The sequence below is a fragment of the Variovorax sp. YR566 genome (genome assembly GCF_051992195.1).
Classification (GTDB): domain Bacteria; phylum Pseudomonadota; class Gammaproteobacteria; order Burkholderiales; family Burkholderiaceae_C; genus Variovorax.
The window spans coordinates 3,525,447-3,545,787 of sequence record NZ_CP197092.1 but is presented as its reverse complement, the minus strand read 5'-3'; the positions used below and the strand labels follow the sequence as shown (position 1 = coordinate 3,545,787).

General features: G+C 65.7%; 22 protein-coding genes. 10 read left to right on the top strand and 12 right to left on the bottom strand.

The genetic code is table 11. The features are described 5' to 3' along the window. The first annotated feature begins 51 nt into the window (after nucleotides 1-51). The gene (locus tag ACTG4X_RS16545) at nucleotides 52-951 is read left to right on the top strand and encodes a transglutaminase family protein (RefSeq protein WP_256216665.1); all 900 of its coding nucleotides are present in this window, start codon (nucleotides 52-54) and stop codon (nucleotides 949-951) included. 27 nt (nucleotides 952-978) lie between these two features. Here the strand turns inward: ACTG4X_RS16545 and ACTG4X_RS16540 are convergent, their stop codons facing one another. The 4 genes from ACTG4X_RS16540 to ACTG4X_RS16525 form a co-directional block, all read right to left on the bottom strand. After that, nucleotides 979-2,193 (bottom strand): glycerophosphodiester phosphodiesterase, encoded by a 1,215-nt coding sequence (locus ACTG4X_RS16540; RefSeq protein WP_373559387.1) that lies wholly within the window; start codon nucleotides 2,191-2,193, stop codon nucleotides 979-981. A gap of 166 nt (nucleotides 2,194-2,359) precedes the next feature. Then, nucleotides 2,360-3,283 (bottom strand): crotonase/enoyl-CoA hydratase family protein, encoded by a 924-nt coding sequence (locus tag ACTG4X_RS16535; protein ID WP_440534316.1) that lies wholly within the window; start codon nucleotides 3,281-3,283, stop codon nucleotides 2,360-2,362. 77 nt (nucleotides 3,284-3,360) lie between these two features. Then, the gene (locus tag ACTG4X_RS16530; protein ID WP_177192739.1) at nucleotides 3,361-4,848 is read right to left on the bottom strand and encodes a sensor histidine kinase; all 1,488 of its coding nucleotides are present in this window, start codon (nucleotides 4,846-4,848) and stop codon (nucleotides 3,361-3,363) included. Further along, nucleotides 4,848-5,573, bottom strand: a complete 726-nt coding sequence (locus ACTG4X_RS16525; RefSeq protein ID WP_093074754.1) for a response regulator transcription factor — start codon at nucleotides 5,571-5,573, stop codon at nucleotides 4,848-4,850. The genes ACTG4X_RS16530 and ACTG4X_RS16525 overlap by 1 nt, the downstream gene beginning before the upstream one ends. 98 nt (nucleotides 5,574-5,671) lie before the next feature. On the opposite strand from ACTG4X_RS16525, the gene ACTG4X_RS16520 reads away from it, so the two are divergent. The 4 genes from ACTG4X_RS16520 (at nucleotide 5,672) to msrA (ending at nucleotide 8,269) form a co-directional block, all read left to right on the top strand. Then, complete coding sequence (locus ACTG4X_RS16520; RefSeq protein ID WP_440534315.1) at nucleotides 5,672-6,319, top strand: cytochrome b/b6 domain-containing protein; 648 nt, start codon at nucleotides 5,672-5,674, stop codon at nucleotides 6,317-6,319. Further along, a complete protein-coding gene (locus ACTG4X_RS16515) occupies nucleotides 6,319-7,110 on the top strand; it encodes a molybdopterin-binding protein (protein WP_093173984.1) in 792 nt (263 codons plus the stop codon). The genes ACTG4X_RS16520 and ACTG4X_RS16515 overlap by 1 nt, the downstream gene beginning before the upstream one ends. Before the next feature lie 105 nt (nucleotides 7,111-7,215). Beyond that, nucleotides 7,216-7,467 (top strand): pentapeptide MXKDX repeat protein, encoded by a 252-nt coding sequence (locus tag ACTG4X_RS16510; RefSeq protein WP_093173986.1) that lies wholly within the window; start codon nucleotides 7,216-7,218, stop codon nucleotides 7,465-7,467. A gap of 100 nt (nucleotides 7,468-7,567) precedes the next feature. Further along, a complete protein-coding gene (gene msrA / locus ACTG4X_RS16505; protein ID WP_093054545.1) occupies nucleotides 7,568-8,269 on the top strand; it encodes a peptide-methionine (S)-S-oxide reductase MsrA in 702 nt (233 codons plus the stop codon). A 16-nt stretch (nucleotides 8,270-8,285) separates the two neighbouring features. Here the strand turns inward: msrA and ACTG4X_RS16500 are convergent, their stop codons facing one another. From ACTG4X_RS16500 to ACTG4X_RS16480, 5 genes are read right to left on the bottom strand one after another with little or no spacing between them, the layout of a single operon-like run. Next, nucleotides 8,286-9,584 (bottom strand): acetyl-CoA hydrolase/transferase family protein, encoded by a 1,299-nt coding sequence (locus ACTG4X_RS16500; protein ID WP_440534314.1) that lies wholly within the window; start codon nucleotides 9,582-9,584, stop codon nucleotides 8,286-8,288. Nucleotides 9,585-9,592: 8 nt separating this feature from the next. Beyond that, the gene (locus ACTG4X_RS16495; protein WP_440534313.1) at nucleotides 9,593-10,603 is read right to left on the bottom strand and encodes a class I fructose-bisphosphate aldolase; all 1,011 of its coding nucleotides are present in this window, start codon (nucleotides 10,601-10,603) and stop codon (nucleotides 9,593-9,595) included. A gap of 51 nt (nucleotides 10,604-10,654) precedes the next feature. Then, nucleotides 10,655-11,827 carry an NAD(P)/FAD-dependent oxidoreductase gene (locus ACTG4X_RS16490; protein WP_440534312.1) on the bottom strand — a complete coding sequence of 391 codons (1,173 nt, stop codon included), beginning with the start codon at nucleotides 11,825-11,827 and terminating at the stop codon, nucleotides 10,655-10,657. A gap of 28 nt (nucleotides 11,828-11,855) precedes the next feature. After that, a complete protein-coding gene (locus ACTG4X_RS16485) occupies nucleotides 11,856-12,761 on the bottom strand; it encodes a delta(1)-pyrroline-2-carboxylate reductase family protein (protein ID WP_440534311.1) in 906 nt (301 codons plus the stop codon). Nucleotides 12,762-12,767: 6 nt separating this feature from the next. Continuing rightward, nucleotides 12,768-13,913: a branched-chain amino acid ABC transporter substrate-binding protein gene (locus tag ACTG4X_RS16480; RefSeq protein ID WP_093054535.1), complete on the bottom strand. Its 1,146-nt coding sequence runs from the start codon at nucleotides 13,911-13,913 to the stop codon at nucleotides 12,768-12,770. Nucleotides 13,914-14,081: 168 nt separating this feature from the next. On the opposite strand from ACTG4X_RS16480, the gene ACTG4X_RS16475 reads away from it, so the two are divergent. After that, nucleotides 14,082-14,975 (top strand): LysR substrate-binding domain-containing protein, encoded by an 894-nt coding sequence (locus ACTG4X_RS16475; RefSeq protein ID WP_307614046.1) that lies wholly within the window; start codon nucleotides 14,082-14,084, stop codon nucleotides 14,973-14,975. On the opposite strand, the gene ACTG4X_RS16470 is transcribed toward ACTG4X_RS16475, so the two are convergent. Then, on the bottom strand, nucleotides 14,972-16,000 hold the full coding sequence (locus ACTG4X_RS16470; RefSeq protein ID WP_093074781.1) for an aldo/keto reductase: 1,029 nt from the start codon (nucleotides 15,998-16,000) through the stop codon (nucleotides 14,972-14,974). The genes ACTG4X_RS16475 and ACTG4X_RS16470 overlap by 4 nt on opposite strands. Nucleotides 16,001-16,274: 274 nt before the next feature. On the opposite strand from ACTG4X_RS16470, the gene ACTG4X_RS16465 reads away from it, so the two are divergent. The 4 genes from ACTG4X_RS16465 (at nucleotide 16,275) to ACTG4X_RS16450 (ending at nucleotide 18,544) form a co-directional block, all read left to right on the top strand. Next, nucleotides 16,275-16,937 carry a peptidoglycan recognition protein family protein gene (locus tag ACTG4X_RS16465; RefSeq protein WP_440534310.1) on the top strand — a complete coding sequence of 221 codons (663 nt, stop codon included), beginning with the start codon at nucleotides 16,275-16,277 and terminating at the stop codon, nucleotides 16,935-16,937. Then, nucleotides 16,934-17,488 carry a hypothetical protein gene (locus tag ACTG4X_RS16460; protein WP_440534309.1) on the top strand — a complete coding sequence of 185 codons (555 nt, stop codon included), beginning with the start codon at nucleotides 16,934-16,936 and terminating at the stop codon, nucleotides 17,486-17,488. The genes ACTG4X_RS16465 and ACTG4X_RS16460 overlap by 4 nt, the downstream gene beginning before the upstream one ends. An 83-nt stretch (nucleotides 17,489-17,571) precedes the next feature. Beyond that, complete coding sequence (locus ACTG4X_RS16455; RefSeq protein ID WP_440534308.1) at nucleotides 17,572-18,084, top strand: GNAT family N-acetyltransferase; 513 nt, start codon at nucleotides 17,572-17,574, stop codon at nucleotides 18,082-18,084. Nucleotides 18,085-18,211: 127 nt separating this feature from the next. Then, entirely contained in the window at nucleotides 18,212-18,544 is a 333-nt protein-coding gene (locus ACTG4X_RS16450) for a hypothetical protein (RefSeq protein ID WP_093074793.1), read from the top strand. A gap of 27 nt (nucleotides 18,545-18,571) precedes the next feature. On the opposite strand, the gene ACTG4X_RS16445 is transcribed toward ACTG4X_RS16450, so the two are convergent. Further along, complete coding sequence (locus tag ACTG4X_RS16445) at nucleotides 18,572-19,279, bottom strand: Crp/Fnr family transcriptional regulator (protein WP_440534307.1); 708 nt, start codon at nucleotides 19,277-19,279, stop codon at nucleotides 18,572-18,574. A gap of 119 nt (nucleotides 19,280-19,398) precedes the next feature. Next, the gene (locus ACTG4X_RS16440; protein WP_440534306.1) at nucleotides 19,399-20,139 is read right to left on the bottom strand and encodes a Crp/Fnr family transcriptional regulator; all 741 of its coding nucleotides are present in this window, start codon (nucleotides 20,137-20,139) and stop codon (nucleotides 19,399-19,401) included. Nucleotides 20,140-20,341: the final 202 nt, after the last annotated feature.

Here is a 20,341-nt window from a genome sequence, read left to right as displayed (position 1 = left end):
GTGCTCACGCCAATCCACCGTTTTGCCACGCGAACGCTGAGAATGCACCGCATGGCCATCCAGTACGACATCAAGCACACCACCGTCTATCGCTACAACAAGCCGGTCACCTTCGGCCTGCACCGCGTGATGTTCCGTCCGCGCGACAGCCACGACCTGCGCGTGCTGGCCACCGACCTGCAGGTGAGCCCGCAGGCCTTCACCCGGCTCATTCAAGACCCGCACTCCAACTCCGTGGCGCTGGTGCAGCCCATGGGCGAGGCGACAGAGTTGCGCATCGTCTGCTCTTTCACCATCGAGCACGTGCCGGCGCAGCAGGACCAGCTGGCGCTCGACCCCGCCGCCGAATTCTTGCCCTTCGCCTATTCGGTGCAGGAGCGCCTCGACCTCGAGCACTACCTGCGCCCGCACCACGACGACGACAACCAGGGCACGCTGATCCGCTGGGCCCACCAGTTCCTGCACACCGACAAGCCCAACAGCACGCGAGAGGTGCTCACGCGCATGAACGCGCACATCGGCCAGAGCCTCGAATACAAGGCGCGCGACGAGGAAGGCACGCAAACGCCGCTCGTCACGCTGGCGCTCGGCAGCGGCAGCTGCCGCGACTACGCCCTGCTGATGATGGAAGCCGCGCGGCGCCTTGGCATTGCCACCCGCTTCGTCTCCGGCTATCTCTACGACGCCGCGCTCGACAACGCCGCCCAGACCAAGGGCGAATCGATGACCGGCGCCGGCACCACGCACGCCTGGCTGCAGGCCTATCTGCCCGGCATCGGCTGGCTGGCCTTCGACCCGACAAACAACCTCATGGGCAGCGGCCAGTTGATCCGTGTCGGCGTCACGCGCGACCCGGCGCAGGCAGCGCCGATCTCGGGCAGTTGGTACGGCGACGCCGAGGCCTACGAGGGACTCGAAGCGACGGTGGTCGTCACCCGCCGCAAGGACTGAGCGCCGACCACCGCCTCTTGCGCGCTGCTACCTCGACCGCGCCGCCCGATACGCCTTGACTACCGGCACCGCCGTGACGGGGCTGTCGGCGAAGAGGCCGTCGATGCCGGCGTCGAGGAACGCCTTGATTTCCCCGGCGGTGTCGCCTTGCATGATCGGGTCGGCCTTCGGCGCTCTCTTGAGGCTGTCCGGCAGGAAGTTGTTCTCGGGGCGGATCGTCCAGACGTGGACCAGCAGCTTCTTGTCGTGCGCGTCCTTCACGAGCGTGGTCGGCGTGCCGAGCTTGCCGTCGACCACCGGGATCACGCGTGCCTTGGCCGTGCCGACGCCCTGCGCATAAGCTGCGATCTCGGCCAGGCCCTCGGGCTTCACAAGATCGGCATACGTGCGCTTGTCGCTCAGGGCCACAAGGTCGTAAGGCGCCCCCTGCCCGTCGATAAGCTGGACTATCTTCACCGTGCTCTTCAGGCGGATGTCCTTCAGGTTGCCGGTCTCGAAAGACTGCACGAACACCGGCGCATCAGCCTTGTTCAGGTCGTGCTTCTGCAGCGTGTCGAGCAGCTTCTTCTCGAGCGGCAGGCCTATCGAGCGGAAGTAGGTCGGGTGCTTGGTCTCGGGGTAGATGCCGATCACGCGGCCCTTGGCCACCGACTGCGCCTTGGCGAGCTGGATCACTTCGTCGAGCGTGGGCACCTGGAACTGGTCGTTGTACGACACGTTGGCCGGGCGCAGCTTCGGAATGCGCTCGCGGGCCTTCAGCTCCTTGAGTTCGGCCAGCGTGAAGTCCTCGGTGAACCAGCCTGTGATCGAGATGCCATCGATGACCTTGGTGGCCTTGCGGCCGGCGAACTTCGGCACGTCGGCCACGTTGGTGGTGGCCTCGATCACGGTGCCGGCTGCGTCGACGATGGCAATGGCGTTCTCGTGGCGGGCGACCAGTTCGCCGTCCTTGGTGGGCACCAGGTCGGGTTCGATGAAGTCAGCTCCGTCGTCGATGGCCTGCTGGTACGAGGCCAGCGTGTGTTCAGGCCGCTGCGCCGAAGCGCCGCGATGACCGATGACGAGCACGGGTGCCGCCTCTACTGGCGCTGGAGCCGGGGCCGGCGCAGGAGGCGCCGCCGGCGGTGACGCCGGCGCATCGGGTAGCGCAGGCATGCCGCCGCCACTACCACCACCGCATGCCGCCATGAACGCGCAGGCACAAGCCGCCAGAGTGGTCCTGGAAAAAGTTAACAACTGCATTGAAATTCCCCCTATTTGTTTCTATCGATGTAAATACGCCTGCCTTTGGCTGCCAAGCAGGTTGGCGGCAGGCGCGCCGGATCATCGAAGGGGGAGGTGTCGGTCGCGTGACATGCACCACGCGACAAAGGGCCATCGGCGCGCAACGGCGCCCGCCCGTGCCGGATCAGCCGCGCGCTGCCAGCTTCGCTTCGAGCTCGGCAATGCGTGCGCGGGCTTCGTCGCCCTCGGGAATCGGCCGGCCGCTGTCGCGCCACTGCACCGCGCTCTTGAAGCCTTCGGCCTCCGCCTGGCGCCTGAACCACATCCCCTCTGGGTTGTGCCGCGTGATGCCGTCGAACACGGTGGCGAACATCTGGCTCTGCTCCAACCCCATCGAGTGCCAGACCTGGTTGACGACCAGCTTGTGCATCATCAAGTGCGAACGCGGCACGCCCGCGATGCGCAGTGCGAGCTTCAGCGTGGCGTCGTCGAGCTGATCGGCGGGCACCGAGAAATTGGCGAGACCCCAATCGGCCGCCTGCGTGCCGGCAATGGTGTCGCCCGTGAACATGAGCTGCTTGGCGCGCATGGCACCGAGGCGATAGGTCCACATCGCGGTGGTCGGGCAGCCCCACACGCGCGTGGGCATGTAGCCGATGCGCGCATCGTCGGCCATGGTCAGCAGGTCGCAGCACAGCGCGATATCGCTGCCGCCCGCAACCGCATAGCCGTGCACCTTGGCGATGGTGGGTTTGCGGCTGCGCCACAGGGCCATGAAGTCGTCGGTGTTGCGCTTCATGGCGGCGTAGTCGAGCATCGGATCCCACGGCGTTTTCTCTTGCCGGCAGGGGTGGTCGCCCTGCCCCTCGCGGCCATGGCCTTCGGCATAGTCGCCGAGGTCGTAGCCGGCGCAGAAGGCGCGGCCTGCGCCTTCGACCACGATCACATGCACTTCGTCATCGGCTTCGGCCCATTCGACCGCGCGTCGAATCTCCGAAGGCGTGGTCTCGCCGATGGCGTTGAGCTTCTCGGGCCGGTTGAGTACGAGGCGCGCGATGCGCGGGTGCTGCGGGTCCTTGTCGATCAGGACGGTATTGAAGGCTGGCATCTGGCTTGTCTCCTTGCGTGAGGGTTGTGCTGTTCTTGCAGCATCGTCACCCACGCGCAGGCAAACCTGCAAGCCTTTCAGGCGCTTGCCGCACCACCCAGCTGAAAGCGGAACACCGCGCCCTTGTCCGGCTGCTGCACCAGCCGTATGTCGCTGCCGTGCAGCTGCAAGATGCGCTTCACGATCACCAGGCCCAGCCCGCCGCTGCTCGCGCTGTCGGTGCGCGATCCGCTCATGAACACGGGGCGCATGAACAGGGCCGGCTGCAGTTCGCCCGGAATGCCGGGGCCCGTGTCGCTCACCTGAACCGTCACGCCTGCGTTCTCGGCACGCAGCTGCACCACGATCTCGCCGCCCTCGGGCGTGTGGCGGATGGCGTTGTCGAGCAGGTTGGTCAGCACGCGCTCGATCATGCCGAGGTCGGCCGACACCACCGGCAGGCCGGGCGCGATGTCGGGCTTGAGGCGTTGGTGCCTCGCCTCGGCAGCCAGCTCGAACTTCTGGAACACGTCCTGCACCAGATCGGCGAGCGCGAAGTTTTCCTTCTCGGGCTTGACCACGCCGTATTCGAGGCGTGCCAGTTCGAACACTTCCTGCGCGAGGCGGCCGACCTTGCGGCTCTGGCCCAGTGCGATTTCCAGATAGCGCCGGCGCTCTTCCTCGCTGAGCGAGCCGGCCTTGAGCAGCAGCGTTTCGAGATACCCGTGCAGCGAGGTGAGCGGCGTGCGCAGGTCGTGCGAGATGTTGGCGAACAGCTCGCGGCGCTGCTGGTCCTGCAGGGTCAGCTCGCGCCATTGCTCGGCGATGCGGCGCGTCATCTGGGTGAAAGCCTGGCCCAGCTGCGCGATTTCGTCGCTGCCGTGCGAGAGGCGCTCCAGCGTGGGAGCCTCGCTTTCGAGCGAGGCGATGCCTTCTGTCTCGAAGCGCTTGACGGCCGAGGTCAGCTCGCGCAGCGGCCGCGTGATGAGGCGGAAAGCCGCAAGGCCCGCAAGCAGCCCGAGCAGCGCCACCAGCCCCATCGACCACAGCGTGGTGCGCAGCACGTTGTCGGTCGCCGCATTGGCGACCAGCGCGTCGTGGTCTTCGCCCTGCAGCACCACGTAGACGTATCCCACGTCGCGCCCGTCCATGCGCAGCGGCGCGGCGCTGAACACCTTGGACGCGGCAAGACTTCGCGGATCGTCGCCGCCGATGGGCAGCGGCGCACCCGACAGCAGCTTGCGGATCGGCCCCAGCTCGACCTTGTCGCGCTTCAGGTGCCCGAGCGGTGCGGCCTGCGCCTTGATGCGGCCGTCCAGCCCCAACAGGTAGACCTCCACGCTCGGGTTGACGGCCATGAGCTTGTCGAAAAGATCCTTCACCGCCTCCTGGTTGAGTCCGCCAGGCTTCATGAGCTCGGAGTTCTCGGCGATGTGCGCCGCGAGCCCGAGCGACAGGCGCTGGATGACCTCCTGTTCGTGAATGCCATTGGAGCGCATCTGCAGCCACGCCGAGGCCCCGCAGCACACCAGCAGCAGCACCGCGAACACGGCCGACAGCCGCCGCGACAGCGTGGCCCACGCCATCACGCAGAGTCCTCCCCGGTCGCGGTGGCCGACAGCTTGTAGCCCCGCCCCCACACCGTGAGGATGCGCCGCGGCTCCGCCGGATCGGCCTCGACCTTGGTGCGCAGCCGGTTGATGTGCGTGTTGACGGTGTGCTCGTAGCCGTCGTGCTGGTAGCCCCAGACCTGGTTGAGCAGGTCGAGCCGCGAGAACACCTTGCCGGGGTTGCGCGCGAAGAAGTAAAGCAGGTCGAACTCGCGCGGCGTGAGCTCGATGAGCTTGCCGTCCACGCGCACCTCGCGCGCCAGCGGCTCGATGTCGAGATTGCCGAGCGTGAGGCTGCCCGACTCCATGCGCGCATTGCGCGCCAGCGCGTCGGTGCGCCGCAGCAGCGCCTTCACGCGCGCCACCAGTTCCAGCACCGAGAAGGGCTTGGCCAGGTAATCGTCGGCGCCCAGCTCCAGCCCGAGGATGCGGTGCACCTCGCTCGAGCGGGCACTGATGATGATGATCGGCGTGTAGCGCGTCATGGCGCGGGCGCGGCGGCAGATTTCGAGGCCGTCGATGCCGGGCAGCATCAGGTCGAGCACCAGCGCGTCCCAGTTGCCGCGCTCCAGCTCGCGCAGGCCGGCGTGGCCGTCGGCGGCGTGCTCGACCGCATAGCCTTCGTCGCGCAGATGCATGCGCAGGAGTTCGGCAATGTGGGCGTCGTCTTCGACGATCAGCACGCGCTTGGAGGTGTCCATAGGGCGCCATTGTCCTGCGATACGGCTTGCGGAGTTATCACGATTAATTGAACTTTGCGTGATGAATCGGCCATGGGGTGCGCCCAACAATCCGCCCCATGAACAGCACAGCCATCGCCCCACTCGCCGAGCCACCCCCCGAGGTCGATCGCCGTCCCATCCACCCGCTGTGGATGCGCATCACGCACTGGCTCAACGCGCTGGCCGTGGTGATCCTGGTGACGAGCGGCTGGCGCATCTATGACGCGGCGCCGTTCTTCCCGTTCACCATCCCGACCGTCATCACGCTCGGCGGCTGGCTCGGCGGCGCGCTGCAGTGGCACTTTGCGGCCATGTGGCTGCTGGTGTTCAACGGCTTCGTGTACCTGGCCATGAACATCGCCAGCGGCCGGCTTGCCCGCAAGTTCTTCCCAGTAACGCCGGCCGGCATCTGGCACGACGCGCTGGCCGCGCTGAAGGGCAAGCTCTCGCACGCCGACCCGCGCCACTACAACAGCGTGCAGAAGCTGGCCTACCTGTTCGTGATGCTCGACCTGATCGTGATCGTGCTGTCGGGCCTGGTGCTGTGGAAGTCGGTGCAGTTCGCCGTGCTTCGCGACCTGCTGGGCGGCTACGAGTTTGCGCGCCGCATCCACTTCCTTGCGATGGCGGCCATCGTCGCCTTCGTCGTCGTGCATCTGGTGATGGTGGCCCTGGTGCCCCGCACCCTCCTCACCATGATCCGCGGCCGTGCGCCAAAAGCCTGATGAAAATCTTCAAAGCCCCCACCCTGAGCGGCATTGACGGCGACGCCGTGCTGCATGAAGCCCGCACGCTGATTGCGAAGAAGCTCGACCAGCCTTCGCGTCGCGCCTTCCTGCAACGCTCGCTCACGCTCGGCGGCCTCTCGCTGCTCACGGGCTGCAGCATCAGCGACAACGCGCAGGTGGAAGCCGCGCTCACGAAGATCTCGCGCTTCAACGACAAGGTGCAGGGCCTGATCTTCAGCCCGACGCAGCTTGCCCCAACCTACACCGAAGCCGAGATCACGCGCCCCTTCCCGTTCAACGCCTACTACGGCGAAGACGAGGTGCGCGAAGTAGACGAAGCCAGCTACAAGCTCGAAGTGACCGGCATGGTCGCCGACAAGCATGCCTGGACGCTGGCCGAGCTGCGCGCCATGCCGCAGCACGACCAGATCACGCGCCACATCTGCGTGGAAGGCTGGAGCGCCATCGGCAAATGGGGTGGCGTGCGTTTTGCCGACTTCCTGCGCCACATCGGCGCCGACCTGACGGCCAAGTACGTCGGCTTCAAGTGCGCGGACGACTACTACACCAGCATCGACATGCCCACCGCGCTGCATCCGCAGACGCTGCTGACGCTGACCTACGACGGCCAGCCGCTGCCGCCCAAGTACGGCTTTCCGATGAAGCTGCGCATGCCGACCAAGCTTGGCTACAAGAACCCGAAGCACATCAAGGCGATGTTCGTCACCAACACCTACACAGGTGGCTACTGGGAAGACCAGGGCTACAACTGGTTCGGAGGGAGCTGAGGGGCCGACACAGCCGCTCGACTGCCGAAGAAAGCGCAAGGCCCAGTTCACTGTAACCAGGCCGATCTTTGAAACGAAATCCAAACTCAACCCAGGAAGACTCCAATGAACAAGCTCACCGCAACCCTGCTCGCAACCTGTATGGCCTTCGCCGGCGCCTCGGCTTTCGCCGCAGACGAAATGGCGAAAGACGGCATGGCCAAGGACTCGATGTCCAAGGACGGCATGAAGAAAGACTCGATGGCGAAGGACTCCATGTCGAAGGACGCCATGAAGAAGGACTCGATGGCCAAAGACTCGATGTCCAAGGACGCCATGAAGAAGGACAGCATGGGCAAGGACGAGATGAAGAAGTAAGCAGAGCAACCCGCAAACGCCATTGACGCCCGGCAGATTCGGCGTCAATGTCGCGCCAACCGGCTATCCAGCCACCGAAACTCGCCCTCAAGGAGCCCTCATGAAATCCCTCGCACTCACCGCCGGCACGCTGGCTGCCGCCGCGCTGGTCTGGCACGCAGTGCCTTCGTTCGCCGAAACCGCCCGCCGGGTGCCCGCGCCCACGGCAGACCTCGTGGCACCGCCGGCCGCAAAGACCGAAACCGCCGTGTTCGCCGGCGGCTGCTTCTGGGGCGTTCAGGGCGTGTTCCAGCGCGTCAAGGGCGTGAGCAATGCCGTATCGGGCTACGCCGGCGGCGACGCCAAGACGGCGCGCTACGACGAAGTCGGCTCGGGCCGCACGGGCCATGCCGAATCGGTGCGCATCACCTACGACCCGCAGCAGGTCAGCTACGGCAAGCTGCTGCAGATCTACTTCTCGGTGGCGCACGACCCGACCGAACTCAACCGTCAGGGCCCGGACACCGGCACGCAATACCGCTCCACCGTGTTCGCCGAGAACGCCGAGCAGGCGCGCATCGCCACCGCCTACATCGCACAGCTGAACCAGGCCAAGACCTTCGGCAAGCAGCTGGCCACCACGGTCGAGATGTCCAAGCCCTTCTATGCGGCCGAGGACTATCACCAGGACTACCTGACGCTGCACCCGAGCCAGCCCTACATCGCGATCAACGACATGCCGAAGATCGACGACCTGAAAAAGCTGTTCCCGGAGAGCTACAAGGCAACGCCTTCGCTGGTGAAGGCGGCCAAGGCCGGCTGATAGCCAACCCGCAGGCCTACAGCAGCTTCAGCCGCCTGGCCTGCTCGGTCAGCTCCGCCCGGAAGGCCGGATGCGCGATGCCGATGAGTTCGCGCGCCCGCTGCTTCGCCGACTTGCCTCGCAACTGGGCCACGCCGTATTCGGTGACCACGTAGTTGATGTCGTTCTTGCTCGTGCTCACATGCGTGCCCGGCGACAGCGAGGGCACGATGCGCGAGATGGTGTCGCCCTTGGCCGTGGAAGGCAGCACGATGAAAGCCTTGCCGCCGCGCGAACGATTGGCGGCACGCACGAAGTCCGATTGCCCGCCCGTGCCCGAGTACGGCGCGTGGCCCAGGCTCTCCGAACCGCACTGACCCAGCAGGTCGATCTGCATCGTCGCGTTGATTGCGATGAGGTTGTCGTTGAGCCCTGCCAGCGCCGGGTCGTTGGTGAAGTTCACCGGGTGCATCTCCAGCGCCGGGTTGCGGTCCATGAAGCGGTAGAGCTTGCTCGACCCCAGCGCGAAGGTGGCGATCGACTTGCCCGGCAGGTAGTTCTTGCGCCGATTGGTCACGGCCCCGCTCTCCACCAGCGTGAGAATGCCGTCGCCGATCATCTCGGTGTGGATGCCCAGGTCGTGCTTGTGCGTTAGCTGCATCACCACCGCGTCGGGAATGCCGCCGTAGCCGATCTGCAGCGTCGAGCCGTCGTCGATCAGGTCGGCCACGTATTTGCCGATGGCCTCCTGCACCACACCGATCTTCGGCAGGCCGACTTCCATGACCGGCGCCTCGTTTTCCACGAGCGCGGCCACCTGCGAAATGTGCACATGGCAGGCGCCACAGGCAAAGGGCACGTTCGGGTTCACCTCGAGCACCACGGCACGCGCCCTGGCAACGGCGGCCATCGTGTAGTCGGCGCCCAGGCTCAGGGCAAAGTAGCCGTGCGCATCCATGGGCGAGGCCATGCTGAAGACCACGTCGGCCGGCATCTGCCCGCGCTCGATCTGCGCGGGAATCTCCGAGAAGTAGTTCGGCAGAAAGTCGATCCAGCCCTCCTGCCCGCCCGCGCGGGAGGCCCCACCGAAGAACAACGCGACGTGGCGCACGTGCTCGACTGTCTCGGGGTCGATGTAGGCGTACTTGCGCATCGCAAGAATCTGCGCGACCTTCACGTCATGGAAATCGCGGCGATGCTCCGACAGCGCCGTGAGCAGCGTGGGCGGCTCGCCGACTCCCGTCGGCACGATGATCATGTCGCCGTTGCGCACCTGGCGCACGGCGTCGGCGGGAGATGCCAGCTTCTGGCGGTACAGGTCCTGAGGGGTCGTCATGCGTGGCTCTATGCCTCTTTGTAGTCGCCGCGACGCGCGGCCTGATTGGCCCGGGTGCGGAGCACCAGCGCTTGTTGGGCAACAGACACGTTGGCGGCATCGCCCTTCCATGCATCGAGCGCGGGCTGCTGCACCGCGCGGGAGAACGAGAAGGCCAGCGCCCACGGCATGCGCGACTTGAACCGGATGTTCATTTCGTTCAGCCGTGCGGAAGCCAGCTGCGCCGACTGGCCGCCCGAGAGAAACGCCACACCGGGCACTGCTGCAGGCACGGTGCGCAGCAGGCAGTTGACCGTCGCCTCCGCGACCGCCTCGACAGAATCCTGCACAGCGGTCTTCTGCCCCGGCAACACCATGTTCGGCTTCAGCAGCATGCCTTCGAGCAGCACGCCCTGTGCGCGCAGTTCGGCGAAGGTCTTGTGCAGCACTTCTTCGGTAACTTCGGCGCACCGCGCGAGCGAATGGCCGCCGTCCATCAGCACCTCGGGCTCGACAATGGGCACCAGGCCGGCTTCCTGGCACAGCGTGGCGTAGCGAGCTAGCGCGTGGGCATTGACGCGAATGCAGGCGCGCGTCGGCAGGCCGTCGCCGATGGCGATCACGCCGCGCCACTTGGCAAAGCGCGCGCCCATGCCGGCGTATTCGGCAAGGCGCTCGCGCAGACCGTCCAGCCCTTCGGTGACGGTCTCGCCGGGATGTCCAGCCAGCGGCTTCGCACCCGTGTCGACCTTGATGCCGGGAATGATGCCCACGCCCTCAAGCGCCTTGGCAAAGGGCTGACCCGCGTTGGTCTTCTGGCGGATGGTCTCGTCGAACAGGATGGCGCCGCTGATGCTGTCGCCCAGCCCCGGCGCGGTGACGATCAGCTCACGCCAGTCGCGCCGCGCCGCCTCGGTCTGCGGAATGCCCAGCGTGGCGAAGCGCTTGTTGCAGGTGGCGTTGCTCTCGTCCATCGCGAGCAAGCCCTTGTCGCCTGCGACGAGTGCGCGGGCGGTATCGATCAGTGTCTGTGCGGTCATGGGTAGGTGCACCTCTCTGGCGAAGATCGTACGCCCTCCCCTTGGCCCCGCCTAGATCACGTTCTTCTCCAGCAGCGGGCTGTTCTCCAGAATGCGCGCGAAAGACACCGGCGAAAGGTCGAGGCTGCGGTATTCCCCGAAGCGGATCAGCTCCGCCACCCCGCGCCCAGCCGCCGGGCACTGCTGCAGGCCGTGGCCCGAGAAGCCATTGGCGAAGTAGAGGTTGTCGCAGTCCGGGTGCAGGCCGAGGATGGCGTTGTGGTCGAACACGTTCATCTCGTAGTAGCCCGCCCATGCGCCTGTCATGCGGATGGCTTCGAAGGCCGGCACGCGTTCGGCCAGTGATGGCCAGATGAAGCTGTCGAAGGCTTCGTACTCGACCTCGAGCGGCGCATCGTCGTGGTCCTGGTCTTCGGGCGGCGCGAAGCCGCAGATGAACTGGCGGCCCTCGGGGCGCAGCCAGATGCCGGAGGTGTCGATCACCAGCGGGCATCCGGGCAGCGTGTCGGGGCACGAGAAGCTGAACACGCTGCGGCGGCGGCCGCGCACGGGCAGATCGATGCCGGCCCACTGCGCCACCTTCGCAGCCCATGCGCCCGCGGCGTTGACGACCACGTCTGCCTCCAACGTCTGGCCGCTGTCGAGCTGCACACCGGTCACGGTGCGCCCGTTGCGGCGCAAGCCCGTCGCATGCGCCTGCACATAGCGCACACCCTGCGAGGCCGCCTTCTTGCGAAAGGCCTGCAGCAGGCTGTAACCGTCGTACCAGCCTTCGCCCGAGAGGCCCAGCGAGGCAAGCGCAACCCCTTCGGTCGAGATCCACGGAAAGCGCGCCTTCAGCTCATCGGGCGTCATCAGCGCAACGTCCACCGCGTGCGCCTTCTGCATCGCGTGGTTCTCGCGCAGCACATCGACACCGGCCGGCGAAGCGAGGTACAGGTAGCCGGGCTCGACCAGGCCGATGTCGGGCACGTCGTCGCCCACGCGCAGCGTCTCGCCGAGATTGCGGAAAAAGTCGATGCCGTACAGCGACATCTCGATGTTGATGGCGGTGGAGAACTGCTGGCGGATCGAGCTGGCCGACAGTGCCGACGACGCCTGCTTGTACGAGAAATCGCGCTCGACCACCGTGACCTCGAAGGGCTCCTCTTCGGGGCTGCGGGTCAGGAAGTAGGCGATGGCGGAGCCGATAGCCCCGCCGCCGATGATCACCACACGACGCATGAAATGCCCTTCTTCTTGCTGCTCGTCATCACTGCTGTTGTTGATTCACATACGCCAGCCGCGCCGCCGCCAGGTCCCACAGCGCGTGGCCTACGGTCTTGACGAGTACCAGGCGACCTTGTTGTACCGGCTGTGCGCTGCTGAAAGCCTGAACGGCGGACCAATCGACGCCCGCCCGGATCAGGTCGCCCGCCTCGCTGCGCGCCCCCTCCAGCGTATCCACAAACACGGCGCAGCGCCGCACCAGTTCGGGCGGCACCTCGGCCATGTCGGCGCGGTAGGCGCCGACGGCGATCACGGTGGCATCCGGCCGCACCCGCGACGGGACGACCGGCTCTTGCGAGTTGGTCGCGGCGACGATCACGTCGGATTCTTCCGCGGCGGCGGTCGGGTCGGCGATTGCGCTGGCATCGACGCCACGCGAGCGCATGTGCTGCGCCAGTGCTTCTGCATGCGCCTGCGCCCGCGCATGGATCTTCAGATGCCGCACGCCCCACACCTCGGCAAAGGCTTCGGCGTGCGCGCGAGCCTGCACACCCGCGCCAATCAGCAGCATGCGCTCGGCGCCGCCACGCCCTGCCCTCATGGCGCCCGCCAGCGACAACGCCGCCGTGCGTCGCGCCGTCAGCACATTGCCATCCATCGCGAGCAGCCGCGTGCCGGTGGCGGCATCCATCAGCGTCACGTCGCCCTGCACCACCGGCAGGCCCTGTTCCGCATTGCCGGCGTGCACGGTCACCGTCTTCAGCGCAGCAAAGTGCAGGTCGGCCGCCGGCATCAACAGCATGACGCCGCCGGCCGCGAGCGGCACCGAGGTGCGTGGCGACGCATACGCCTCACCGAGACGTTCGCGCTCGAACATCTGCAGCAGCGCCTCGACCAGAGCGCCCCAGGGCAAGGCTGCGGCGGTTTCCTCGGCGTTCAGTGTCCGCATGCAGCCTCAGGAGCCGGCCACGCGCACGCGCTTGCCGTCCTTGTAGGTGAAGACGGTGAAATCCGGCTTCTGCAGGTTGCCCTTGGCATCGAAGCTGATGGTGCCGGTGACGCCGTCGAACTTCACCTTGCGCATTGCCGGCAGGTAAGCCTCGGGCTCGACCGAGTTGGCCGCGCGCATGCCGGCGGCCAGCGCCATCATTGCGTCGTAGAGGTACGGCGCGTAGGTCAGCACGTCGACGCCATAGCGGGCCTTGTAGCGCTGCTCGAAATCGGCGCCCTTCGATGTCTTTTCGAGTTCCTTGCCGCCGCGCGTGCAGTAGAGCAGCCCGTCGACCGCGCCGCTGCTGATCTTGGCGACCTCGTCGGTGCACAGTCCGTCGGTGCCGAGCAGTTTGGCCGTGATGCCGAGCTGCTTCATCTGCCGCGCGATGAGCCCGCCCTGCGCGTCCATGCCGCCGTAGAACACCACGTCAGGCTGCTTGCTCTTGATGGTGGTGAGGATGGCCATGAAGTCGGTGGCCTTGTCGCTGCCGTACTCCTGCGCCACCACGTTGCCGCCCAGCGCCTTCACGCCGCGTGTGAACACCTCGGCGGCGCCCTGGCCGTAGGCAGTGCGGTCGTCGATCACGGCGATGTTCTTCGCCTTCAGGTCTTTCACCGTGTAGTTGGCGATGGCCATGCCCACGTCGTCGTCGCTGGCCAGGATGCGGAAGACGTTGCTGTAGCCCTGCTTCGTGAAGGTCGGGTTGGTGGCGGTGGACACGTCGGGCAGGCCCGCGCGGCTGTAGACGGCCGAAGCCGGAATGGCTGCGCCCGAGTTGAAGTGGCCCAGCATGCCCTTCACGCCCATGTCGGCCAGTTTGTTGGCGACCACCATGGCCTGCTTGGGATCGGCCTGGTCGTCTTCGGACTGCAGCACGAACTTGATCTTCTTGCCGCCGATGACAAGGCCCTGCCTGTTCAGGTCTTCGACCGCGAGCCGCGCGCCGTTGTCGTTGTCCTTGCCCCAGTGGGCGGCGCCCCCGGTGAGCGGGCCGGCGTGGCCGATGGTGACGGTCTGCTCGGCCTGCGCGAACGCGGCGACGGGCAGGCCCAGAACGGAAACCAGTGCAATGCCCAGGGCAGTACAACGGGTGCGCAAAACAATCATCGGAAGTCTCCTCGTATCGTTGGCATGGGGTCGGCACGCAGAATAGAGTCGTGGGCGCAAGCCGAACAAACGCTAAAAGCGCACAACGTTGTGCACGCCGGGAAGGACACCGTCTCCCGGGCACGACCGGTGCTTTGGCTGAACGACTGAGACAACCGCTGGCAATCGATGAGAAAAGACATTCCCAACCTTGGCGCGCTGCAGGCCTTCGAGGCCTCGGCGCGGCTGGGCAGCTTCACCCGCGCTGCAACCGAGCTGGCGCTGACGCAAAGCGCCGTCGGCCGGCAGGTGGCCATGCTCGAACAGCGGCTCGGCGTGCCGCTGTTCTCGCGCGTGCGGCGTCGGCTCACGCTCACCGACGTGGGCCGCGAATATGCGGCGCGCATCAGGCGCCACCTCGACCAGATCCGCCGCGACACGCTGGAGATCAGCGCCGGCCACGAGATGGGCTTCGTGCTGGAACTGGCGGTGGTGCCTACCTTTGCCACGCAGTGGCTGATACCGCGGCTGCCGGAGTTCAGCCTGCTGCATCCGAACATCACGGTGAACCTGTCGGCGCGCTCGCAGCCCTTCTCTTTTCAGGAGAACGCATACGACGCAGCCATCTACTTCGGCGACCAGTTCTGGCCGAACACCCGCGGCGGGCTGATCTTTGCCGAGGGCGAGATGGTGCCTATCTGCAGCCCCGCGTTCCGCGATGCGCACGGGCCATGGGACGAAGCCGGCTTCGAGCAATGCCGCCATGTGCACCTGAGCACACGCGCCCATGCCTGGCGCGACTGGTATGCGCAGCAGGGCTGGGAGTACACGGTGCACGCGTCGCGCGGACCGCGCTATGAGCTTTTCACCATGGTCGTCGCGGCCACGGCGGCAGGCATGGGCGTGGGCCTGGCGCCACGCATCCTGATCGAACACGAGCTGCGCGCAGGCGAACTCGTGATTCCGGTGGACCGCCACCTCGACGTGCACCAGGGCTACTACTTCGCGTACCCCGAAGGCCGGCCGGCCTCCGGGGCGCTGGAGCACTTCAAGCGGTGGGTGCTCGGGCTGACGCCCGCCTAGACAGGGTTGGGATTGCGTTCGAGAAAGCCCTGCTGATGCCAGTAGGGATAGGCCCGCGTCGTCGTGCTGGCCGCATCGAGCTCGGCGACCTGCGCGGGCGTGAGGTTCCAGCCCACCGCGCCGAGGTTCTGCCGCAGCTGTGCCTCGTCGCGCGCACCGACCACCACGCTCGACACTGTCGGGCGCTGCAGCAGCCAGTTCAGCGCGACCTGCGGCACCGTCTTGCCGACTTCGGCGCCGACTTTTTCCAGCGCGTCGACCACGCGATACAGCAGTTCGTCGGGCACCGGCGGGCCCATGTCAGCAGTGACGTGCAGGCGGCTATTGGCAGGCAGCGGCTGGCCACGGCGGATCTTGCCCGTGAGCCGGCCCCAGCCCAGCGGGCTCCACACCACCGCGCCCACGCCCTGGTCTTGCGCCAGCGGCATCAGCTCCCATTCGTAGTCGCGGCCGACCAGCGAGTAGTAGGCCTGATTGGCGACGTAGCGCGCCAAGCCGTAGCGCTCTGAAACGGCCAGCGACTTCATCAGGTGCCAACCCGAGAAATTCGACACACCGATGTAGCGCAGCTTGCCCGCGCGCACGAGATCGTCGAGCGTGCCAAGCGTCTCTTCCACCGGCGTGCTCGCATCGAAGCCGTGCAGCTGGAACAGGTCGATGTAGTCGGTGCCCAGTCGCTTGAGCGCGCCATTGACGGCCTGCACGAGGTGATGGCGCGACGAGCCCACGTCGTTCGGCCCCTCGCCGCTGCGGAAGGTGGCCTTGGTCGAGATCAGCAGCCCGTCGCGCGGGCGGCCCTTGATCGCCTCGCCGAGCACCGACTCGGCTGCACCAGCCGAATAGATGTCGGCGCTGTCGAACATGTTGACGCCTGCCTCGAGGCAGATGTCGATGAGCTTGCGCGCCTCGGCCACGTCGGTGCTACCCCACGCGCTGAAGAACTCGCCCTTGCCGCCGAAGGTGCCGGTGCCAAAACTCAACACGGGGACCTTGAGGCCTGATTTGCCTAGATGACGGTATTCCAAAGTGGTACTCCTTGGTGTTTGCGGATTCGGGATGAAGAAAGGTGGCCGGCAGACCGGTCAGCCTGCCGCGCGGCCATTGTTGGTTGGCGCGTTCAACCCTGCGGACGAATGGGCTTTGCGCAGCGGGCCACAAGTGTTGACGAAGTCATCAACCAGTTCACTTTTTAAGCCTTTAGCATGTGCCGCGAGGTCGTGGCCTCGCGCTCATCCGATGCGCAAGGCCTGGCTTCTGCAGAGAGTCGATAACCAACAAATTCTTCAGGGAGGAAAACCCATGCTTGTCGAAATCGACGAACACGGAATGATCAGCCACGCGCGCGTGCGACATGCGCGCAGTCCGCAGATCGAACGAGGGAAACGCGCCGGGGCCATCACCGGCATCGCGGTGCATCAAACGGACGCCGATACCTCGGCGTCTTCATTGAACAGCTACAGGAATCCCAAGGCGAACGGGGCGCACTTTCTCATCGACAAGGATGGGACGATCTATCAGACGGCGGCGATCTATCAGCGGACGAATCATGTGGGGCCGTTGAAGGCGAGGTGTCTGGCGACGGCAAGATGCGAACCACGCGATTTTGCGAAGGTGGGAGTAGAGGGAATGCACCAGATCGAAATGCGAAAACCACCGGGCGAACGTTATCCAGGGAACATGGAGGCAATCGGGATCGAGATCGTCGGAAGGGCCAGATTGCCTGCGGGATTTAGAGCTGTCGGAAAGGAAGCAGAGCTGACTCTTGATGAGTTGCGCGGCAGGCGTGGAATCTATGACGAGCCAACTGCAGCACAGAATCAGTCGCTCTCGTGGCTTGTCAGCGTGCTTCGGGAGTCGATCCGAATCGATAGCGAGGAAGTTTTTCGTCATCCTCTAGTCAGCCGCAAGAACCCGACAGAGGCCCAGGGGGCAAATTGGAAAATGCAGGTGCCAACGCCATGAAAAGAAACATCGCTCTCTTGATTCCAGTGGCATTTTTGATTGCGGCTGCGATGTTTCCGGCACAAGCGTCGGACAGGCGGTATCCCATCAGCCATGTACAGAAGGTTGAGATCACAGAACCTTCGGGCAGAACGGTATGGGAGAACAAGGATTTTCTCGATTGCGATGATGTCGTTTTGACGGAAGAGGACGTTCTTTTTGCCCTGCGGCATATGCGCCGGATTTCGCGTAGTGCCTACAACCCTGAAAAAACTGATACCACGGGCTGCGAAGGAGGTGCCAACGTCACGTTCAGGAACGGAAAAATCCTCATCATGGGTATCGAGCCCAACGGACGAACTCTTGCTCTCGAGTACGACGCAAGGATGAACCGCATGAGCAGTCCGACGAGCTTCTACGAATGCAGCCCTTGCCGGAACCGCAAGATGGCGCTGCTGAAAGATGCGCTGAATCGAGCAGATGAGCGACGGCTCAGGAAGCTCGAGGCGGAGGGAAAGATTCCTCCCGGCGAAGCCGAGCGCCGGCTGAAAGCCCTGCGCGTCAGCCGCTGACTGCCCTCACCCAACCCGCTTCGGCGGGTTTTCTTCGCCCGGCCCCTCGATGCACAGCCCTGCCGGCTCGATACCATCGCCCGATGCGAATCTCCCTCGAAAGCCCCACCCAGCCCGACGTCGTCCAGCTCATCGACGACCTCGACGCCTACCAGAAGCCTCTATATCCGCCCGAGTGCCACTACGGCATCGACATCGCGGCACTGTCTGCACCGAACGTGCTGTTCGCGGTCGCCCGCGACGGCGAAGGCACGGCCGTGGGCTGCGGCGCCATCGTGATGGAGCCCGGCTTCGGCGAACTAAAACGCATGTACGTGCGGCCGGAGAACCGGGGGCAAGGCGTCGCGGCGAAGGTGCTCGGCTTTCTCGAAGGCGAAGCGGCGACGCGCGGCTGCGCGGTCTTCAGGCTGGAGACCGGCGTGAGCCAACCCGAGGCGTTGTCGTTCTATGCGCGGGCGGGCTACGCGCGGCGCGATCGGTTTGGGAGCTACCCCGACGATCCGCTGAGCGTGTTCATGCAAAAGGATGCAGGCCAGGCGCGCACCGAACGACAACAGTCCGTTCATCGCGACTCCCTTGTGCGCCGGGGATTTTGACGGCTGGGCTGCCAGGCGGTTCGCACCTATGCGCGGTGCCGAACAGACGCAATACGCGCTGGCAGTCATTGTGGCCGGCGTAGCCTCTATTCGAGCTGCGCGCACTCCAACACCACAAGGAACCTCCATGAAGAAATATCTACTCCCGCCCATCCTGTTGCTCGCCCTGCTTGCTGCATCTGCCTGCACCGGCCCGATGGGTCCTCAAGGCAACACGGGCAACACCGGAAGCACCGGCTACACAGGCGCCACGGGCGCGAGGGGAAATACCGGCAACACAGGGAACACTGGCGCCACAGGCGACACCGGTAGTACTGGCAACACCGGCGCCACAGGGGAAACCGGCAATCAGGGAAATACCGGCAACACGGGCAATACCGGCGCAACGGGCGCCAGAGGCAACACCGGCAGCACTGGCACCGGCAGCGGAACCGTTGTCGTGGTTCCGGCCGCACGCTGATGCACTGACCAACACACCAGCCAGCAGCTATGCGATCAGATGCGCATAGCTGCGCCGGTTGGCCCGGTAGCAGTCGCACGCCGCGTTCTCCAGACCTTCGCGATCGGTGATCGTGATGACCCCCCGCCGATAGTCGATCAGTCGCCGCGTGTGCAGCGCCGTCGCGGCGTTGGTGATGCCGACCCGGCGCACACCCAGCATGCGGCCCAGCACTTCATGCGTAAGCGCAAGGTGCGTGGAATGCGCGCAGTCCTGCGTGGTCAAGAGCCAGCGCGCCAGGCGCTCCTCGATCAGGTGGAAGCGGTTGCACAGGCCCGAACGGCCGAACTCCATCAAGAGCACGCAGACGTAGCGATTGAGGATGCGCTTGAGCTTCGAGTTCTGCTCCAGCTCCTGCGCGAACGATTGCGCGGTCAGTCGCCACGCCATGCCCGCACCCTGTACCAGCGCCCGCAGCGGAGCGCTCTGCACGTCCAGCGACAGCTCGTAGCCCAGGGCGCCCTCGTTGCCCACCATGCCCGTCTGCAGGCCGTCATGGCCGTCCGCGGTCGATACCAGCGAGACGAACGCGCTCGTCGGGAAGTGGATGTGGTGAATGACGTCGCCCGGCTCGTAGAGGATCTGCGCCGTGGCCAGCTGCACGCTGTCGCAGCGCTCGAGCAGGTGCACACGGTCTGCGAGCGGCAGCGCCTCGAGCAGGCGATTGAGAACGGGGCGGGTCGGGGCTGATGTCACGGAACCGCCTGTTGGGAAGAGTCAATCAGCGCGGAAATGCGCAACCGGGCGCATTGTTGCCGAGGGGCCCTCTCGCGTCTGTGCGCAGGCGCACCAAATGCGGCCCGGCCGCCGCCGGCTCAGGTCGCGGGCTGGCGAGGCAGCAGGCGATCCGTTTCACGCTTCACGACCTCATAGCACTCGCACACCTGCTGCTCCAGACCCGGGCGGTCCAGCACCGTGATGTGCCCGCGCGAATACTTGATGAGATTCAGGCGCTGCAGCTTGCCGGCAGCCTCGGTCACGCCTTCGCGCCGCACGCCGAGCATGTTGGCGATCAGCTCCTGCGTCATCACCAGCTCGTTGCCCGGGAGCCTGTCGAGGCTCAGCAGCAGCCAGCGACACAGCTGCTGCTCCAGCGAGTGGTGCCGGTTGCAGACGGCCGTCTGCGACATCTGCGTGATGAGCGACTGGGTGTAGCGCAGCAGCAGATGCAGCAGCGGCCCGCCGTTGTCGGTCAACTGCTTGATGTGCCCGGCGCTCAGGCGAAATGCATTCCCCGCGCTCTGCACCACGGCGCGGTTAGGCGTGCTGCCCCCGCCCATCAGCAGCGACACGCCCACCATTCCCTCGAACCCCACGACGGCGATCTCGGCCGACTGCCCGTTTTCCAGCACGTACAGCAGCGAGACGATGCAATCGACCGGGAAATACACGTACTGCTGGACCACGCCCGATTCGTAGAGCACCTGCCCCAGCTTGAGCGGCACCAGCTCAAGGAGCGGCATCAGGCCCGTCAGCACCTCCGGCGGCATCACCTCCAGCAGGCTGTTGCGCGCCACGGCTGCGCGCGAAGAAGACGGGGGTGGGGACGATGCCATGTGGGGAGGAGATTCCAAAGTGCCCATCATTTTGCGGCCGATGCCCCGGCGTCTGTGCGCTTGCGCACACAGGGGTGCGCGTGTCGGCACTCCGCGTATGTGCGATGCCGCACAGACAATTCCTCCGTGGGCGGCTAACGATGGGCGGTACGCCTTTCAAGCGGAAGCCGAAGCAGGCGGCATTCATTGAATGAACCAGGCG

What these genes read in the sequence shown, in the direction of transcription:
- ACTG4X_RS16485 (WP_440534311.1), bottom strand. Translation starts at nt 12,761, where the DNA reads ATGCGGACACTGAACGCCGAGGAAACCGCCGCAGCCTTGCCCTGGGGC.
- ACTG4X_RS16440 (WP_440534306.1), bottom strand. Translation starts at nt 20,139, where the DNA reads ATGGCATCGTCCCCACCCCCGTCTTCTTCGCGCGCAGCCGTGGCGCGC.
- ACTG4X_RS16450 (WP_093074793.1), top strand. Translation starts at nt 18,212, where the DNA reads ATGAAGAAATATCTACTCCCGCCCATCCTGTTGCTCGCCCTGCTTGCT.
- msrA (WP_093054545.1), top strand. Translation starts at nt 7,568, where the DNA reads ATGAAATCCCTCGCACTCACCGCCGGCACGCTGGCTGCCGCCGCGCTG.
- ACTG4X_RS16530 (WP_177192739.1), bottom strand. Translation starts at nt 4,848, where the DNA reads ATGGCGTGGGCCACGCTGTCGCGGCGGCTGTCGGCCGTGTTCGCGGTG.
- ACTG4X_RS16535 (WP_440534316.1), bottom strand. Translation starts at nt 3,283, where the DNA reads ATGCCAGCCTTCAATACCGTCCTGATCGACAAGGACCCGCAGCACCCG.
- ACTG4X_RS16525 (WP_093074754.1), bottom strand. Translation starts at nt 5,573, where the DNA reads ATGGACACCTCCAAGCGCGTGCTGATCGTCGAAGACGACGCCCACATT.
- ACTG4X_RS16495 (WP_440534313.1), bottom strand. Translation starts at nt 10,603, where the DNA reads ATGACCGCACAGACACTGATCGATACCGCCCGCGCACTCGTCGCAGGC.
- ACTG4X_RS16475 (WP_307614046.1), top strand. Translation starts at nt 14,082, where the DNA reads ATGAGAAAAGACATTCCCAACCTTGGCGCGCTGCAGGCCTTCGAGGCC.
- ACTG4X_RS16515 (WP_093173984.1), top strand. Translation starts at nt 6,319, where the DNA reads ATGAAAATCTTCAAAGCCCCCACCCTGAGCGGCATTGACGGCGACGCC.
- ACTG4X_RS16510 (WP_093173986.1), top strand. Translation starts at nt 7,216, where the DNA reads ATGAACAAGCTCACCGCAACCCTGCTCGCAACCTGTATGGCCTTCGCC.
- ACTG4X_RS16545 (WP_256216665.1), top strand. Translation starts at nt 52, where the DNA reads ATGGCCATCCAGTACGACATCAAGCACACCACCGTCTATCGCTACAAC.
- ACTG4X_RS16490 (WP_440534312.1), bottom strand. Translation starts at nt 11,827, where the DNA reads ATGCGTCGTGTGGTGATCATCGGCGGCGGGGCTATCGGCTCCGCCATC.
- ACTG4X_RS16460 (WP_440534309.1), top strand. Translation starts at nt 16,934, where the DNA reads ATGAAAAGAAACATCGCTCTCTTGATTCCAGTGGCATTTTTGATTGCG.
- ACTG4X_RS16540 (WP_373559387.1), bottom strand. Translation starts at nt 2,193, where the DNA reads ATGCAGTTGTTAACTTTTTCCAGGACCACTCTGGCGGCTTGTGCCTGC.
- ACTG4X_RS16455 (WP_440534308.1), top strand. Translation starts at nt 17,572, where the DNA reads ATGCGAATCTCCCTCGAAAGCCCCACCCAGCCCGACGTCGTCCAGCTC.
- ACTG4X_RS16520 (WP_440534315.1), top strand. Translation starts at nt 5,672, where the DNA reads ATGAACAGCACAGCCATCGCCCCACTCGCCGAGCCACCCCCCGAGGTC.
- ACTG4X_RS16480 (WP_093054535.1), bottom strand. Translation starts at nt 13,913, where the DNA reads ATGATTGTTTTGCGCACCCGTTGTACTGCCCTGGGCATTGCACTGGTT.
- ACTG4X_RS16500 (WP_440534314.1), bottom strand. Translation starts at nt 9,584, where the DNA reads ATGACGACCCCTCAGGACCTGTACCGCCAGAAGCTGGCATCTCCCGCC.
- ACTG4X_RS16465 (WP_440534310.1), top strand. Translation starts at nt 16,275, where the DNA reads ATGCTTGTCGAAATCGACGAACACGGAATGATCAGCCACGCGCGCGTG.